Raw genomic sequence first — 16,016 nt, forward strand, 5'->3', positions numbered from 1 at the left:
CTTTCCTGAAAATATAGAACCCAAAACCCAAATATTTCTTTCAAATTACTTTCTTTTTTTTGCTTCCCAATGAGTAATGAAAGCAATCGAGCCGATAATGATTGCGGCACCAAGCCATAATCGACCCGGTGGAACCCAGTTAAACACTAACCAGCCAGCGAACACATTAAGCGGTAACTTTGCATGGTCAAAGGGTTGTACAAAAGAGGCGTCCGCTACGGCATAAGCTTTAACAACCGCCCACTGTGCAAGAGCAGTCAGTACACCTGCAGCAACCAAAATGCCCCAGATACTCCAACCTTCTGGCATCGCGAAAGTAGGAACGGCGAGCAGGATATTAAATGGTGTGATCAGTAGAAGCAGATAGACCACCATAGTGGAAGGAGGATCGTTCACTGATAGTTTCTTCACCATCAAAGAATAAGAAGCCCAGAAAAACGCTGCGCCAACAGGAAGCAAGGTTGCCCATGTGAAGGAGTCTGACCATGGCTCAAGGATGATCATCGCGCCAATAAAGCCCGTTAGTGTCGCAATCCAACGAGCGACTCCCACTTTCTCTTTAAGAATCAGGCCTGAGCCAACGGTAGCAAAAAGAGGGGAGGTCATTAGCAACGCAATACCTTGCCAAATCGGGACGGGGTAAGCGAGCGCCCACAACCAAAGTTGAATGCCAATAACCGCTAAGAAGATACGTAATGCGTGCCAACCAAAATGATTCGTGCGCAGAGATTGGCGGATACCTAAGGTTCGCAAGTAAGGCAAGATAGCGAAAAATGCGATGGCGTACTGGAAGAGTGCAAATGTGGTGGATGACACACCAAAGTGAATGCTCGCAACTTGAGCAAAACTATTGACGATGGCGAATGCCAAACCTGCGGTAAGCATCCAAGATGCCCCTTGGACAGGATGATGATTCAATTGGATATTTCCGGTTTTAAAGAATTATCAGAATCATACGTCCTAATCTGTGGGTAGCCAATAAAAAAATGCCTCCCAGAGGGAGGCGACATTACCAATTCAAAGGACGTGCCTACCGAAGTAGGTACAAAGAACGAGAAGCACAAACGCTGCCATGCATTTGCTCGATCTAAATATTGCAGCTAGTGTGCCAACTTTTAATTTATTGATTTTAAAGGACTAGATCGGTATTGCTTAAGATAAACTAGAGGAAATGCACTAACTTCGGGATTTGGTGCATTAAAAGAGGGCAAGTTCTTTGTTAGTTAATGCGATCAAAAAAGCCGACACAATAGTGCCGGCCAAAAGACTCGCTATTAGGACAAGTTTTTATTAGAAGTCGTAACGTACGCCTAGACGTAGTGTGTCTTCGCCTTGAATCACTTTACCTTCTGCATCCTTCTCTTCGTCGAGTTGGTTCATGTAGTAAGAAAGGTAAGTACGGAAGTTGCTGTTAAGCTTGTAGTAACCAACTAGCTCAAAACCATCAAGAGCATCGTATTTTGCGCCACCATTTGGATCGTTTTCTTGGTATGTGTAAAGACCAACAACAGTGAACTTGCTTGCTAGTTTGTAGCTTGCTGCAATTTCGTAAGCGGTGAAGTCTTCAGAATCATCTAGTGCACCTTGTGAGTATGTACCTGCAAGGTAAAGGTTTTCTAGAGAGTAAGCGATACCACCAAGAATTTGGTCTTCTGAGTTATCTTTATCTACATCGCCACCAGAGTAAGCAAGACCTAGGTCTAGACCCATTGGTAGAGAGTAAAGGCCAGAGATGCCGTATTTGTCTTGGCTGTCACCAGAGTTAGCTTGGTAAGTTGCTTGAACTTGTAGAGCATCAAATTCGCCACGGTAAGCGAATACGCTGTCTTGCTTATCAGAAGATGAATCAATAACTTGTTGAACACCTGAGAACTCAGTGATATCCGTCATATCAGAGATGATAACAGCAGCCATGTCTTGGCGACCTACCGAAAAATCACCTGCATCAGCACTCACACCAGCGTACATGTAACGGTTTTTAAACTCGCTTTTACCTGTTTTTTGTTCCGCTTCGTAAACACCAAAAGCGGAAAGACCGTTACCGATGTCTGTCTTACCTTTTAGGTTTAGACGTGCACGTGATGCATCTTCCATAGAGCCATCGATTTCAGCACCGTCTGAACCGATGAAGTCACCACGAAATTCAACACGACCACCAACTTTTAATTCAGTGCCGTCGTCTTTGTAAACTGTTGCTGCGAAAGATGGTGATGATACCAATGCTGTTAGAACTGCAGTAGTTAGTGCTGCCTTTTTCATTTTCTTATTACCCTAGTTGTAATCGATGAGCTTACTTGCTCGATTTGTGTCGATGAGGCTTAAGGTAAACCGCGAAAATGAAAGATAGATTTCTGTTAAGTTATGATTCCATTGCATTTTTATTTCAAATGCATGAATGAGCTCCTATTCATGAAAATAAGAGGAAAGGGCTTTTTATCTTTTTTGATGTTTCTGTCTTACCTAATTGACAGTGTGTTTTTAAAAAAGTTCCTAATCATATTTCTTTACCCGAAATGTAACATTGGGTTTCTTAAATATTCGACTATCTGACCGTTTAACAATAACTTATGCTTGGTGTTTCTTCATAGGTGTAACAAAATGTTTCTGTATTTAGGTGTTGTTTTCCAAATTTGTGTATTGATTCGAGCTCAACGTTTGCCATTTTTCTTTTTTATTACATCTTTTCACTCTGCTCTTGGGAACTTCTGAAATACATTGATTAGCAGTTGTTAAGCAAAAGTGACGCGACATTGGTGGAAGAGATGCCCCAATCCACTTTTGTATAAGACTGACTTATAAACTAATGCATAAATACACGGATTTTATAATGAACAAAAAATTCCTAGCAGCAGCGATCGCAGCAGCAACATTTGGTACACAAGCAGTAGCAGTGGAGCTTTACAACAACGACGGCACTACTTTCTCTATCGGTGGCCACGTTTCAGTTAACCTAAACGGTTCTGAGCAAGGCGACACAGATGTAGGTACTAACTCTCCACGTATCAACTTCACAGCAACTCAAGACCTAGGCAACGGCTTCACAGCTGACGCTCGTGGTGAGTGGGCTCTTAACTACCTAGACGGTGGCGACAACTCTTTCACAACTCGTCTTGGCTACCTAGGTCTAACTCACGACGTATACGGCCGTGCAGTTGGTGGTACTCAATGGGCACCTTACTACGACGTAGCTGGTGTTGCTGATATGCCAATCGCGTTTGCGAACGACTTTATCTACGATGACCACGGTGCTCTAGGTACTGGTCGTGCGGACAAGATGCTTTCTTACCGCAACGCAATCGAGCTAGGTGAAGCTGGTGCAATCAACTTCGGTCTAGGTTGGCAAGGTGCTAAAGAAGACGGCGCTGAATACGATGATCGTATGCAAGTTGCACTTTCTTACGCAATCATGGGCGCGAAAATCGGTTACACCTACAACGGTGGTGATATCCAACAAGCAAACTTTGTAGGCAAGCAATCTGCTGAATCTCACCTAGTATCTGCGGCATACGGTTCATACGGTCAAGGCCTATACGTTGCAGCAGTTTACGGTTCAAACGAGAACATGAACTTTGGCACAAACGGCGCTCGCCTTGTAGAAAGTGATGCGTACGAAGCACTACTAGCATACGCTCTACCAAGCAGCCTAAACCTAAGCATCAACTACGAAATGGTTGAAGGTAAAGAGTTTAACCGCAGCAAAACTGAAACTGCACGTGAAGAGATGGCTGTTCAAGCTGAATACAACTTCACTTCTAAGTTTGTTGGTTACGCTGGTTACCAGTTCGACCTAAACGATGCTAACGATCGTAAAACAGACGACAAATGGGCACTTGGTGCTCGTTACTACCTATAATAGTAACCTGTCCTAGTTACTATGAAAGCCAGCTTCGTGCTGGCTTTTTTCATATCTAGTGTTTGATAAACGAAAGAGTTTCGCCTTGAAGAGTGCAAGAGAAAAACGGGCTGAATGTCTTGTTTTTAACATTCCAGAGTGGGAACTAGTGTGGGCAAGTCAATCAGTTAGATTATCATGTGCGTTTTGTTTTGCAGGGAAGAGCAATGAGCGTCATTCAGGTTGAAGAGAAGAAAGTCAAAGTTGGTAAAGTTCTGTGTGTTGGACGTAACTACGTTGAGCATATTCAAGAGCTTAATAATGCCATGCCAGAACAAATGGTTGTGTTTAATAAACCGGCGACTTCCGTTTCAACCAAACTCATCGCATTCCATCAAGAGCCTTTGCATTACGAAGCAGAAATCTGTTTTGTGATCAAAAATGGTCAATACAGTGCGGTTGGGCTCGGCTTAGATCTGACCAAACGCGGCTTACAATCTACCCTCAAAGAAAAAGGGTTACCTTGGGAGCGCGCCAAAGCGTTTGACGGCTCAGCGGTATTCAGTCGATTCCACTCTCTTCAAGGTGTCGATATAGACGATCTCAACTTAGAGCTTTTGATTAACTGTGTTCATGTTCAAAAAGGGCACGTTAAACAGATGCTTTACCCACCAGTTAGTATTCTCGATGAGCTGAAGAGCTATACAACACTAGAAGATGGCGATCTCGTGATGACAGGCACACCAAAGGGCGTGGGAGAAGTGCATCAAGGCGATGTCTTCCTTGGGCGTTTGAAGTGTGGAGACATCACCTTGTTAGAGATTGAGTGGGTAGCTGCTTAGTCGTGAGCTTACAACCAAATTCGAAGCAATAAGAACGCGACCATACTTACTATGGTGGTGAGCAAGACATTCTTGGCGAGGTACGCAATCGCAGCAGCTAATAGAGCTGCCAATAGGAATGGATTTTGCCATGTGACGCTAAGTTCACCCTCTGGCATAAACACAATTGGAGCCCAAATTGCGGTGAGTACTGCAGGGCTTGCGTAGCTCAATACTTTCTGAGTTCTTACCCCCAACCTAAGCGGTAATTTCGGTTCTAAGAACAGATAACGGCTGGTGAACACCAAGGCTGTCATGGCTAAGATAGACAAAAAGATCATTGGCGCTCCTTCGGTGTATTCTCAATGTTTGGTGCTTTCGTCGTAAATTGTTCTACAAAATAGCCCGTTAACATGGCGAGAATGCTCGCGAACATCAAGCTCCCTTCCACTTGGTAGTAGTTCAGCGCCACTGAGCTAACTAATGCCACCAACACACTGCATAACACGGGAATGCTTTTTATCGTTGGCACCACAATCGCGATAAAGGTGGCAGCAACGGCAAATTCCAATCCGAGCTCATTCAATTCAGGTATCAAACTGCCGGCAACGATGCCAGCAAGCGTTGCGAAGTTCCAGAAGAGATAAAAGCTTAATCCAGCGCCTAGGGCGTACCATCGATCAAATTGTTTATCGGATTGGTGCCCGACGATGGCAAATAGCTCATCAGTGAGCAAGAAGCCAAGTGAAAGACGCCACTTTAATGGCAATGGCGAAATTTTACTGCGCATTGAAACGCTATAAAGAAAATGGCGAGAGGTAATAAAAAAAGTAGTCAGCAACATAGTCGTCAAGCCAGCGCCTGCTTTAATCATCCCCATAGCCACGAGCTGTGCTGAGCCTGCAAACAGAATGGCGGAAAGCGCCTGACCTTCCAAAGGGTGTAAGCCAGTATCAATGGCAAATGAGCCGGCTAGTAATCCCCAAGGCAATACAGCAATGCTCAATGGCATCATTGCGATGGTGCCTTGTAAAAAGAGTGAGGATTTTGAGTCTTGATGAGTTGGCAAAGTAGTATCCATAACTTCAACTTAAATAGAAAAACATGCTGTTAAGGTAGGCTGACCTCAGCACGCTGCCTTGTACAAAATTGCTAACAATGCTTGATGTACTGCCCAGGCGTTACGCCCATGGCTTTTTTAAAGTGACGATGCAAATGGCTTTGATCGTGAAAGCCACACTCTTGAGCAACGTCGGAAATCTTTTGTCCTAGCTTGAGCAGTTTTTTCGCCATTCTGAGCCTCTGTTGAATCTGAAATGCGTGCGGTGGGAAACCAAACTGCTTTTGAAACTCACGCAACAAATGAAAAGGACTTAATCCCGCTAATTTCGCCAGTTCTTCTAAAGAGACATCGGCTTGAGGAAAGTCTTCAAGAAACTCTTTGACCAGATGTACTTGCTTTTGCGCTTTGGTCGCATCTTGAAGCGGGGCTCGATGTGTACTGTGTTTGCTGGCAAGTTTGACCAACGTACCGTAGACAAGTGTCTCTCTTAATAAGCGGTTATCGGACTTCTCTAGAGTATCGAACACTAACCGCAGTTGGTTTGCGAGCTCTGGATCGTAAACGACAGGTTGGGGGAAGTAGGGCAGCGCGACATTGGGTGCGCCAAGTTCTTCCCCAAGCGTTTGAAACTGCTCAGGTACGGGATACATGGCTTTGTATTCCCAACCGCCTTCTGACGCTGAATGACCATTATGCACCTCGTCGGCGTTGACAAGAATGATACTGTCTTGCGGTGCGATGTGGTTGCCGCCAGTACGAAAGAACTGTTGCGCGCCTTTTTCAATCACACCTATGGTGTAGCCTTCATGGCTATGGCGAGAGAAATTCTGTTTTTCGTACTTTGCGTCGAGCAGCTCCAAGCCACCGAGCTCTTGAGCAATTTTAAAAGTCGCGATTTCCTTATTCTTTTCTTTCATCTCGTTCCGAACTGCTCAAGCATTAATCGTGGCATCACATCATTTGGAGTCTACCGGATCCATCCTGCTTATTTTTGTACAAAATTGCTATCGGTATTAAAAATAAACACCAAAAAGGTTAATTGTTTTTAAATTGAACATTAAACCTTTTCTATTTTCTGAATTTTACTCCTTGGTTAGATATTTGGTCTGGTTGTTATCTATTCATTGGTATAAGATCCGCCGCCTGTTTTAGAAAGCCAGTTCCACCATGATCGATTTATCTGTACTCCCTGTTTATCTCACTGCTGTTGTTGCACTTCTTTTGTTACCTGGACCTGACATGTTGCTGATTGCCAGTTCTAGCATGAGCTATGGTAAGAAAGTTGGTCTGTTTGCGAGCTTGGGCAACGCGACATCCGGTGTGATCTTAACCTTATTGGCCGCAATGGGCGTGTCAACCTTGATTGCAATGAGCCCCATCGCATTAAAAGTGCTTCATCTACTGGGGGGCGCGTACTTGCTAAAAATGGGCTGGGACTGTCTACGAGCGGACGTTTCTGCTGCACCAGAGCTGGACCAGAAAAACAAAATGGCATCGACTTACTATCAACGCGCTTTGATGAGTAACCTGCTGAACCCGAAAGCCTTGGTGTTCTTCGTGATGTTTTTACCTCAGTTCGTCTCTAGCAACATTACCGCATCGTCGGGTGAGCAAATGCTCGCACTTGGTTTGCTGCTAAACGTATTAGGCTTGCTATTCAATATTTTGTTAGTTGCATTGGCGGGGACATTAGGTAAAGGGTTATTGGAAAACGATAAATTCCGCATGTACCAAGGCAAACTGATGGGCTTGGTGTTCGTGATCCTTGCGGTGTGGATGCTCAGTAGCTTCGCTATGTAGTGTGTAGGAACAATCAGATTTTTAAACAAAAGCCAGCACTCGCTGGCTTTTTGTTTTAGTATCACACTGATTTCCAAGGAGTGGCAGTATGAAACTTGAATTTAAACTCAATCCAGAACAAAACGATCTCGATTTTATCCGTGATGGCATCCGAGCATACAACCGCATGCATTTACCGGATGGTGATGTAAACGCCATCGGCTGTTTTGCCCGTAATGACGAGGGCAAAGTAATTGGTGGACTTACGGGAGAGATGTTCAATAACACCGTGTTCGTTGAATATCTTTGGGTAGATGCAGAGGCACGCACTTCGGGATTGGGAAGCAAACTGATTTCCTTACTGGAAGAGCAAGTGAAGCCACATGGGGTGACGCACTTGTATCTCGATACTTATAGCTTTCAAGCACTCGATTTTTACTTGAAATTGGGTTTTGAAAAAGTAGGGCAGTACTCAGGTTACCCAGTAGCAGGCATTGATAAACATTTCCTGCAAAAACAGATTGCTTGATTTGGTTTGAATTGAACAAAAAAAGAGGCGCTCGATGCGCCTCCTTTACTATTTGCGATTTGTTATTTGCTGTTGTTACAGAATCGATGTATCAAACCCGAATTACAAGCTTTGTTGATGTGCTTCGATCAATGCGTTCATCTTCGCTTCTGCTGCTTGGTTAGCTTGCGCGTAATCCATCTCTGCTGGGAAGTCGCTGATCACTTCGTAGTAACACTTCAACTTCGGTTCAGTACCTGAAGGGCGAACAATCACGCGTGATTTGTCTTCTAGGTGGTAAACCAATACGTCACTTGCAGGCAAGTCAATCGCTTCTGTTGGACCATCGGTCACAAAGCGAAGTGATGACTTCAGATCTTCGGTCACTTCGATACGTTTACCCGCGATCTCTGTCGGTGGGTTTGCGCGAAGCTTGTCACCGATTGGTGGTGATTTAGGGTCAAGCGCAATGCTGCGTTGCGCGTTGAAGTAGAAACCGTGTTGGCGGTATAACTCTTCTAACTTATCCCACAGCGTTTTGCCTTGTGCTTTCAATTTACCTGTCAATTGAGAGAAAGCTACCAGCGCTGACAGGCCATCTTTATCCCAAACCTTGTTGCCTACCGTGTAGCCCAGTGCTTCCTCGTAAGAGAATAGGAACGGATTTGCTTCTGTCTCTTGTGTCATTGCTACGTTGGTTAGCCATTTAAAGCCAGTTAACGTTTGGTAGTATTCTGCACCGTGTGCTTTAGCAATGCTGCTCAATAGGCGAGAAGACACAATGGTATTACCAACAAGCGCGTTTGGTTGAGCTTGCAGTAAGTAGTCACCAAACAATGAACCCACTTGGTCACCCGTTAGCATCTGATATTCGCCATCTGGGCGTTTTACAGCCACAGCAAAACGGTCTGCATCAGGATCGTTCGCGCAAGCAATGTCGGCATCGACAGATTTACCTAGCGCCATCACCATGTCCATTGCACCTGCTTCTTCCGGGTTCGGGAAGTTTACGGTAGGGAACGTGCCGTCCGGTTCGCGCTGTTCTGGAACACTTGCGACTTTTTTAAAGCCAGCGTCTGCGAGTAACGTTTCTGCCATGTCCGCACCAACACCGTGCATTGCCGTGTAAACAATCGAGATATCTGTGTTGCTGTCCGGTGTTAGCAAGGTATTGTCGTTCATTGTTTTGCGGTATGTTTGGTAGTACTCGTCTTCGAGCCAAACTAACAAACCTTTTTCTTTCGCATCGTCCAGTGACATCAGAGGAAGCGGTTCTGTTGTTGCTTCATCGATTTTTGCAGCAATACCTGAATCGTGCGGTGGAATGATTTGCGCGCCATTTTCCCAGTAAACTTTAAAGCCGTTGTACTCAGGCGGGTTATGGCTTGCGGTAACAACCACAGCTGCTGCTGCATTTAACTCGCGAACACCAAAAGCAACAATTGGTGTGGCCGCTACTTTATAGGTTAGGTAAACCTTGATGCCTAAAGCAGTAAGTACGGAAGCCGTATCGTGTGCGAACTGTTGTGAATCTGGGCGGCCATCGTAACCAATAACAACACCACGAGACGATGCGTCTTTCACTTGTTCAATCAGATAGTGACCGAGACCAGTTGCTGTCTCTTGAATCACCAAACGGTTCATGCGATTTGGACCAGCACCAACTTTACCGCGCAGACCTGCCGTACCAAATGCTAAGCGTGAGCCAAATCGATCTGTCAGTTCTTGTTCGTTATTCGCATCGACTAGGTGCTGAAGCTCTTCACGAGTTTTTGGGTCAGGATCTCGTGCTAGCCATTGAGTAATTTGTGTTGTCATATTCATCTTTCCTTAGCAGGGGGAGCCTACTTGTTTAGACACTTTTATCAGGAAAGTGTCCCAATGTTTTCTTTTTATTAATGTAAATGATTCTCAATTACATTTCAAAGAGGGCAATCGATAAACCGAATTTATTTTTCTCTCTGTACAGAATTTATTCACATTTTATTTCTTGAAGAACTATTGAACTATAACTAGCCTTTTAACATAAATATAACAAAGTGCATTGAAATCGTAGTTTTTGTGATTTTTTGTAAATTTGTTCGATATTTGCATCGGGAAACAAGGAAGCTCGCGCAAGCGCAGCGGCTGAGCAGAGGAGAGATCTTTTGAAAAGATTAGCGACTACTCTAGCCTTATTAACGAATGTGATTTTTATCACATTTTCTTCGTACAGTTGGTCAGAGCAAAACGATTACAACATGACGAGAGGTGTCACAGGGATCAGTGAGCAAGTGTATGAATTACATATGCTGATCTTCTACATCTGTTGTGCCATCGCCTTTGTGGTGTTTGGTGTGATGTTCTATTCCATCTTCCGACACCGCAAGTCAAAAGGGGCAGTTGCGGCAAATTTCCATGAAAGCACCAAAGTGGAGATTATCTGGACCATCATCCCCGTCATTATCCTCATTGCCATGGCGATTCCTGCCACAAAAACGTTGGTGGCGATGGAGGATACCAGTCAGTCTGACCTCACTGTGAAGATCACGGGTTCCCAATGGAAGTGGCATTACAGCTATTTCGGAGAGGACGTCGAATTCTTCAGCCTGCTTGCTACCAGCCAGAAAGAAATTGATGGCATCGAAGCGAAAGGGGCGCACTACTTACTCGAAGTGGACAATCCGCTCGTTTTACCAATCAACCGTAAAGTTCGTTTCTTAATGACGTCTGATGACGTAATCCACTCTTGGTGGGTGCCTGATTTCGCAGTTAAGAAAGATACGATTCCAGGCTTTATCAATGAAGCTTGGACCAAGATTGACGAACCGGGTGTGTATCGCGGTCAGTGTGCAGAGCTTTGTGGTCGAGCACATGGTTTTATGCCGGTTGTCGTTCATGCGATGGCGGAAGACGATTTCGACCAATGGATGGCAGATAAGAAACAAGAACTTGCATTACAAAAAGCGGCTGCACAAGAAGCATTAACACAAGACCTTTCAATGGAAGACTTGATGGGACAAGGTGAGTCGATTTACACCGCGCGTTGTGCCGTGTGTCATCAAGCGAATGGTGAAGGCATTCCGGGCGCATTCCCGGCTATTAAAGGCAGCGAAATAGCTAAAGGCCCGGTTATGGCTCACATCGACGTATTAGTGAACGGACGAGCTGGTACCGCAATGCAAGCTTTTGCTAACCAACTTAGCGATCAAGAAATTGCCGCTGTAATTACCTATCAACGTAATGCTTGGGGAAATGACACCGGCGATACCGTTCAAGCATCTGATGTTAACGCCTTTAAGGCACAAGAAAGTGCCAAGGAGGAAATATGAGTAAGCCAATTGAAAAAGCGGTGAAGTCTGCTCCTGCAGAGGCGCAAACTACCGCAAACACCACCATTGCGATCGAAGATGACCACGATCATCATCACGCACCAAAAGGGCTAGCGCGTTGGCTTTATTCCACCAGTCATAAAGACATCGGTACGCTTTATTTATGGTTTAGTTTTGCCATGTTCCTCACTGGCGGTGCGATGGCGATGATCATTCGCGCTGAGTTGTTCCAACCGGGTTTGCAGTTGGTTGACCCTCAGTTCTTCAACCAAATGACGACCGTGCATGGTTTGGTGATGGTATTTGGTGCCGTCATGCCTGCGTTTACCGGCTTAGCGAACTGGATGATCCCAATGATGATTGGCGCTCCAGATATGGCGTTACCACGAATGAACAACTTGAGCTTTTGGATCTTACCTTTTGCTTTCCTCATTTTGATCGGCTCTTTGTTCTTACCGGGTGGTGGTCCTGATTTCGGATGGACTTTCTACGCGCCACTTTCTACAACCTACGGCCCTGACAGTACGGCGTTGTTTGTTTTCTCAGTCCATATCATGGGGATCAGTTCCATCATGGGTGCCATCAACGTCATCGTGACTATCGTAAATATGCGAGCACCGGGCATGACATGGTTCAAGTTGCCAATGTTTGTTTGGACTTGGCTAATCACGGCGTTCTTGCTGATAGCTGTGATGCCCGTACTAGCTGGTGCGGTGACCATGGTTTTGACCGATAAATACTTCGGTACCAGCTTTTTTGATGCCGCTGGTGGCGGTGACCCAGTGATGTTCCAACACATTTTCTGGTTCTTTGGTCACCCAGAGGTGTACATCATGATCTTGCCTTCGTTTGGTATTGTTTCGGCAATCATTCCTGCGTTTAGTGGTAAGAAACTGTTCGGTTACCATTCGATGGTTTACGCGACTTGTAGTATTGCGCTGCTTTCATTCCTAGTGTGGGCGCATCATATGTTCACCACGGGGATGCCGGTTTTCGCTGAACTCTTCTTTATGTATTGCACCATGCTGATTGCGGTACCAACTGGGGTGAAGGTGTTTAACTGGGTGGCGACCATGTGGCGAGGTGCAATGACGTTTGAGACACCGATGTTATTTGCCATCGCCTTTATTGTCTTATTCACAATAGGTGGTTTCTCCGGCTTGATGCTGGCAATTGTGCCTGCGGATTTCCAATACCACGATACGTACTTTGTTGTTGCGCATTTCCATTATGTCTTGGTCTCTGGTGCGGTGTTCTCGATTATGGCGGCCGCGTATTACTGGCTACCGAAGTGGACAGGCAATATGTATGACCACAAGCTGAGTCTGTGGCATTTCTGGTGTTCCATCATCTCGGTTAACGTACTGTTCTTCCCAATGCATTTCTTGGGCTTAGCCGGGATGCCACGACGTATTCCCGATTACGCCATCCAGTTTGCTGACATAAACCAAATCGTATCGATAGGTGGCTTTGCCTTTGGTCTCTCTCAACTGATCTTCTTGTGGCTAGTGATTAAATGCATCCGTGGTGGTGAAAAAGCACCAGCCAAGCCATGGGAGAGAGCAGAGGGTCTAGAGTGGACAGTACCAAGTCCAGCGCCACACCACACGTTCACAACGCCGCCAAAAGTCGACTAAGAAAAGAGTGAGGTGAGCGAGATGCAAGGTAATTCATCTAATAAGAAACTCACTATCAAGTTGCTGTTAGCGACAGCAATGATGTTCGGCTTCGGTTTTGCCTTAGTACCACTCTACGACATTATGTGCGATGCATTGGGTATTAACGGTAAAACCAGTGAGGTCGCAGCGATTCAACCAACAGGCATGCAAGCGGATATCAGCAGAACGATTCGTGTGGAATTTATGGCGCACGTCAGTCCAGACATGCCTTGGGAATTCAAACCAAAAGTTGTATCCATGGATGTTCATCCCGGCGAAGTGATTCAAACGGAATATCTTGCTTTTAATCAAAGCGGTGAAAATTTAGTAGGTCAAGCTGTGCCCTCCGTATCGCCGGGTACTGGTGCGGCTTACTTCAATAAGATCGAGTGTTTTTGCTTTAACCAACAACCATTGGAAGGTAAACAACAAGCGAGTATGCCTTTGATTTTCTACATTGAGCCGGACGTGCCGGATTCAATTCATACATTGACCTTGTCTTACACACTCTACAAATTTCCTCCTCAATCGGGCGAGTCTTCGACAGCTAGCCTCTCAGGGAGTGATAAACAGACCTTAACGCCTCAAACCAAAGCGCGTCTGTAAGGAGAGAACTCATGAGTAACAAGCCTGATACCTATTATGTTCCCGCACAAAGCAGTTGGCCTATTGTAGGGGCATTTGCGTTATTCCTTGTCGCTGTCGGTGCAGGAATGACCGTTCAAGGCACTCAAAGTGACGGTGCGGTTGGGACGCTAGGCGGCATTATTCTTGCGGTTGGTATGCTGTTTTTGCTTTACATGTTGGCCGGGTGGTTCAGTAACGTCATCACCGAATCCCTTACCGGAAAGTACAGCGCACAAATTACACGTTCATTTCGACAAGGGATGAGCTGGTTCATCTTTTCAGAAATCATGTTCTTTGGTGCGTTCTTTGGTGCTCTGTTCTACGCAAGAATGATTTCTGTGCCTTGGTTAGGTGGCGCAGATAACAATGCCATGACTCATGAAGTGCTGTGGCCAGCTTTCGAGGCGATATGGCCGCTCACTACCACGCCGGGTGGTGATACGACTCAAGCAATGCCGTGGCAAGGCATTCCATTAACCAATACGATTTTGCTGCTATTGTCTTCGATTACGTTACATATGGCACACATCAGCTTAGAACAAGATAAGCGAACGGCGCTGATTGTCTGGTTGGAGATCACCATCGTCTTAGCGGGTTTCTTCCTCTATTACCAAGCGGTTGAGTATGCTCATGCTTATCAAGATATTGGTCTGACACTGCAATCGGGCGTTTATGGCAATACCTTCTTTATGCTCACGGGCTTTCATGGCTTGCACGTGTGCCTCGGTACCATTTTCCTCATCGTATTGCTGTTTCGCATCGCCAAGGATCACTTTTCACCTAAAAACCATTTTGCGTTCCAAGCGGGCAGCTGGTATTGGCACTTTGTAGATGTGGTTTGGCTGTGTTTATTTGTTTTTGTTTATGTCCTGTAAAACTAGTAAGGACGAGGGTTAGGGGCGATCCATCCAGCCCCTAGAGCAATGAGAAGGAGTATCACGACTAACGCAGAAAACATGACACGACGACCGAGGTAATGGCTCATTGGTTTGCCTTTTTTCGATGAGTCCTCAGGGTCTTCGCGAACCATTTCGACAAGCGCTTTTGCGAGGTTAAAGATGATGAAAAGCAGCAAAAGGACAAGCGTTAATTTGAACAGAAATACGGTGGACATGGCACCTCCGGTTTCGTTTTTGATGTTATCGAAATGGGTTTGGATTGCTGTTTGTTTAACTGTGGTCGTGTTTTCTCTATTGGTCAAACTGGGCTTCTGGCAGCTCGAACGTGGTAACGAAAAGCAGCTTTTAGAGCAAGCTATTTTGGCAAGAGTGAATGCACCTTATCAGGATATGCGCGCTGTACTGGAGAACAATGATTGGCGTGAGGAGAGTGTGATTGGCATTAAGGTGAAAGCCAATGTGACTCCGGAGGCACTTCCGGTCATCCTTTTAGATAACCAGACGTATGAAGGGGCAGTGGGTTATTTAGCGTTTCAAGTCGTTTCCTTGACCCAAGACCCAACCACATTGACCCTCCTAGAGTTAGGGTTTGTCAAAGGGGGAGCTTCACGCTCTGTGCTACCTAAAGTGGAAACTTTACAAGCTCCTTACGAGGTTACTGGGCGTTTATATCGTAAATCGATGAACCCTTTGAGTTCTGACTTGATGGCAGAAGTTGGCGATACGATACGCGTCCAAAACCTCAACATCAATCAACTGAGCCAGTTACTCAATGTCGAATTAATGCCGACCGTCGTACAGCCAAACAATTTAGTCCGATGGCCGTATTCTTTCCCATGGAATCCTTTGCCATTAACCAGTGCTAAGCATTTTGGTTACTCCTTTCAATGGTTTGCTATGGCGGGTGTATTTCTGCTTATCACGGTGATGATCTTCATTCGATGGTTCAAAAGTTCACGCTCACAAGGAGGTGAAGTATGACATCAGCGGTCACGAGAGGAAGAATTGTACTGTTGTCGCTCATTGTTCTTTTTGCCCTCCCGGCAATTATTGCAAAAGTAGTGCTTAGTCAAGGCTGGTATGAAACGGGTGTGACTAATAGAGGTGAGTTGGTGGAGCCCTATACCACATTTGAACAATTGGGGCAGACATCGCCTCTGAGTGAAAAAGGGTGGCAATTGGCCTATGTGTTGCCTTCTGATTGCCAAGAACAGTGTCAGCAACAACTTCACCTCATGCAGCAGAGTCATATTGCGTTGGGCAAGTACCAAGAGCGAGTCGTCCCAGTTATCTGGACATCAAAGCCGTCAGAAAGTACGAGCGAAACGATGATGGTGATGCAAATGAATGATTCGTTGTCGGAAAAAGTCCAAGCAGGGCAAATGTTGATCGTTGATCCATTAGGGCAGCTTGTGATGGCTTATACACCGGAAGCCAACGAGGATTTGGTGCAGTTAAGTAAAGACGTTTTGGCGGATCTACGAAAACTATTGAAGTTATCACGTGTAGGTTAGGGAG

At 45.5% G+C, this 16,016-nt stretch carries 17 protein-coding genes; 10 read left to right on the plus strand and 7 right to left on the minus strand.

The features are described 5' to 3' along the window. Positions 1–45 precede the first annotated feature (45 nt). Positions 46–885 (minus strand): DMT family transporter, encoded by an 840-nt coding sequence (locus ACLIIY_RS23190; RefSeq protein ID WP_045483398.1) that lies wholly within the window; start codon positions 883–885, stop codon positions 46–48. 405 nt (positions 886–1,290) lie between these two features. Continuing rightward, positions 1,291–2,259: a porin gene (locus ACLIIY_RS23195; RefSeq protein WP_005435562.1), complete on the minus strand. Its 969-nt coding sequence runs from the start codon at positions 2,257–2,259 to the stop codon at positions 1,291–1,293. A 568-nt stretch (positions 2,260–2,827) separates the two neighbouring features. Here ACLIIY_RS23195 and ACLIIY_RS23200 point away from each other — a divergent pair. Both ACLIIY_RS23200 and ACLIIY_RS23205 read left to right on the plus strand, forming a co-directional pair. Next, on the plus strand, positions 2,828–3,853 hold the full coding sequence (locus ACLIIY_RS23200) for a porin (protein ID WP_009706167.1): 1,026 nt from the start codon (positions 2,828–2,830) through the stop codon (positions 3,851–3,853). A gap of 206 nt (positions 3,854–4,059) precedes the next feature. After that, a complete protein-coding gene (locus ACLIIY_RS23205; RefSeq protein ID WP_078609790.1) occupies positions 4,060–4,674 on the plus strand; it encodes a fumarylacetoacetate hydrolase family protein in 615 nt (204 codons plus the stop codon). Between the two features lie 8 nt (positions 4,675–4,682). Here ACLIIY_RS23205 and ACLIIY_RS23210 read toward each other — a convergent pair whose 3' ends face one another. The 3 genes from ACLIIY_RS23210 to ACLIIY_RS23220 form a co-directional block, all read right to left on the minus strand. After that, on the minus strand, positions 4,683–4,994 hold the full coding sequence (locus ACLIIY_RS23210) for an AzlD domain-containing protein (protein WP_434528575.1): 312 nt from the start codon (positions 4,992–4,994) through the stop codon (positions 4,683–4,685). Then, positions 4,991–5,734, minus strand: a complete 744-nt coding sequence (locus ACLIIY_RS23215; protein ID WP_434528576.1) for an AzlC family ABC transporter permease — start codon at positions 5,732–5,734, stop codon at positions 4,991–4,993. The genes ACLIIY_RS23210 and ACLIIY_RS23215 overlap by 4 nt, the downstream gene beginning before the upstream one ends. A gap of 71 nt (positions 5,735–5,805) precedes the next feature. Next, entirely contained in the window at positions 5,806–6,633 is an 828-nt protein-coding gene (locus ACLIIY_RS23220; protein ID WP_045414646.1) for an AraC family transcriptional regulator, read from the minus strand. A 250-nt stretch (positions 6,634–6,883) separates the two neighbouring features. On the opposite strand from ACLIIY_RS23220, the gene ACLIIY_RS23225 reads away from it, so the two are divergent. Continuing rightward, complete coding sequence (locus ACLIIY_RS23225; RefSeq protein WP_020194801.1) at positions 6,884–7,516, plus strand: LysE family translocator; 633 nt, start codon at positions 6,884–6,886, stop codon at positions 7,514–7,516. Between the two features lie 88 nt (positions 7,517–7,604). Then, complete coding sequence (locus ACLIIY_RS23230; protein ID WP_122070917.1) at positions 7,605–8,024, plus strand: GNAT family N-acetyltransferase; 420 nt, start codon at positions 7,605–7,607, stop codon at positions 8,022–8,024. Positions 8,025–8,126: 102 nt separating this feature from the next. Here the strand turns inward: ACLIIY_RS23230 and ACLIIY_RS23235 are convergent, their stop codons facing one another. Further along, positions 8,127–9,821, minus strand: a complete 1,695-nt coding sequence (locus ACLIIY_RS23235) for a phospho-sugar mutase (protein WP_434528577.1) — start codon at positions 9,819–9,821, stop codon at positions 8,127–8,129. Positions 9,822–10,150: 329 nt separating this feature from the next. Between ACLIIY_RS23235 and coxB the strand changes: the two genes are divergently transcribed. The 4 genes from coxB to ACLIIY_RS23255 are packed head-to-tail and all read left to right on the plus strand — an operon-like array spanning position 10,151 to position 14,474. After that, positions 10,151–11,314 carry a cytochrome c oxidase subunit II gene (gene coxB, locus ACLIIY_RS23240; RefSeq protein ID WP_434528578.1) on the plus strand — a complete coding sequence of 388 codons (1,164 nt, stop codon included), beginning with the start codon at positions 10,151–10,153 and terminating at the stop codon, positions 11,312–11,314. Further along, positions 11,311–12,951: a cytochrome c oxidase subunit I gene (ctaD, locus tag ACLIIY_RS23245; protein ID WP_039841460.1), complete on the plus strand. Its 1,641-nt coding sequence runs from the start codon at positions 11,311–11,313 to the stop codon at positions 12,949–12,951. Before coxB ends, ctaD begins: the two co-directional genes overlap by 4 nt. Before the next feature lie 21 nt (positions 12,952–12,972). Further along, positions 12,973–13,578 (plus strand): cytochrome c oxidase assembly protein, encoded by a 606-nt coding sequence (locus ACLIIY_RS23250; protein WP_394611954.1) that lies wholly within the window; start codon positions 12,973–12,975, stop codon positions 13,576–13,578. Between the two features lie 11 nt (positions 13,579–13,589). Beyond that, a complete protein-coding gene (locus ACLIIY_RS23255) occupies positions 13,590–14,474 on the plus strand; it encodes a cytochrome c oxidase subunit 3 (RefSeq protein ID WP_009706156.1) in 885 nt (294 codons plus the stop codon). 2 nt (positions 14,475–14,476) lie between these two features. On the opposite strand, the gene ACLIIY_RS23260 is transcribed toward ACLIIY_RS23255, so the two are convergent. After that, positions 14,477–14,713 (minus strand): DUF2909 family protein, encoded by a 237-nt coding sequence (locus ACLIIY_RS23260; RefSeq protein ID WP_165935408.1) that lies wholly within the window; start codon positions 14,711–14,713, stop codon positions 14,477–14,479. On the opposite strand from ACLIIY_RS23260, the gene ACLIIY_RS23265 reads away from it, so the two are divergent. Both ACLIIY_RS23265 and ACLIIY_RS23270 read left to right on the plus strand, forming a co-directional pair. Next, on the plus strand, positions 14,712–15,479 hold the full coding sequence (locus tag ACLIIY_RS23265) for an SURF1 family protein (protein WP_434528579.1): 768 nt from the start codon (positions 14,712–14,714) through the stop codon (positions 15,477–15,479). The two genes, ACLIIY_RS23260 and ACLIIY_RS23265, sit on opposite strands and share 2 nt — an antisense overlap. Further along, positions 15,476–16,012, plus strand: coding sequence for a cytochrome oxidase biogenesis cluster protein (locus tag ACLIIY_RS23270; protein WP_171357769.1), 537 nt, complete (start codon positions 15,476–15,478; stop codon positions 16,010–16,012). The genes ACLIIY_RS23265 and ACLIIY_RS23270 overlap by 4 nt, the downstream gene beginning before the upstream one ends. Positions 16,013–16,016: the final 4 nt, after the last annotated feature.

This window comes from Vibrio sp. K4 (assembly GCF_051122595.1).
In the GTDB taxonomy this organism is placed as follows: Bacteria; Pseudomonadota; Gammaproteobacteria; order Enterobacterales; family Vibrionaceae; genus Vibrio; species Vibrio owensii.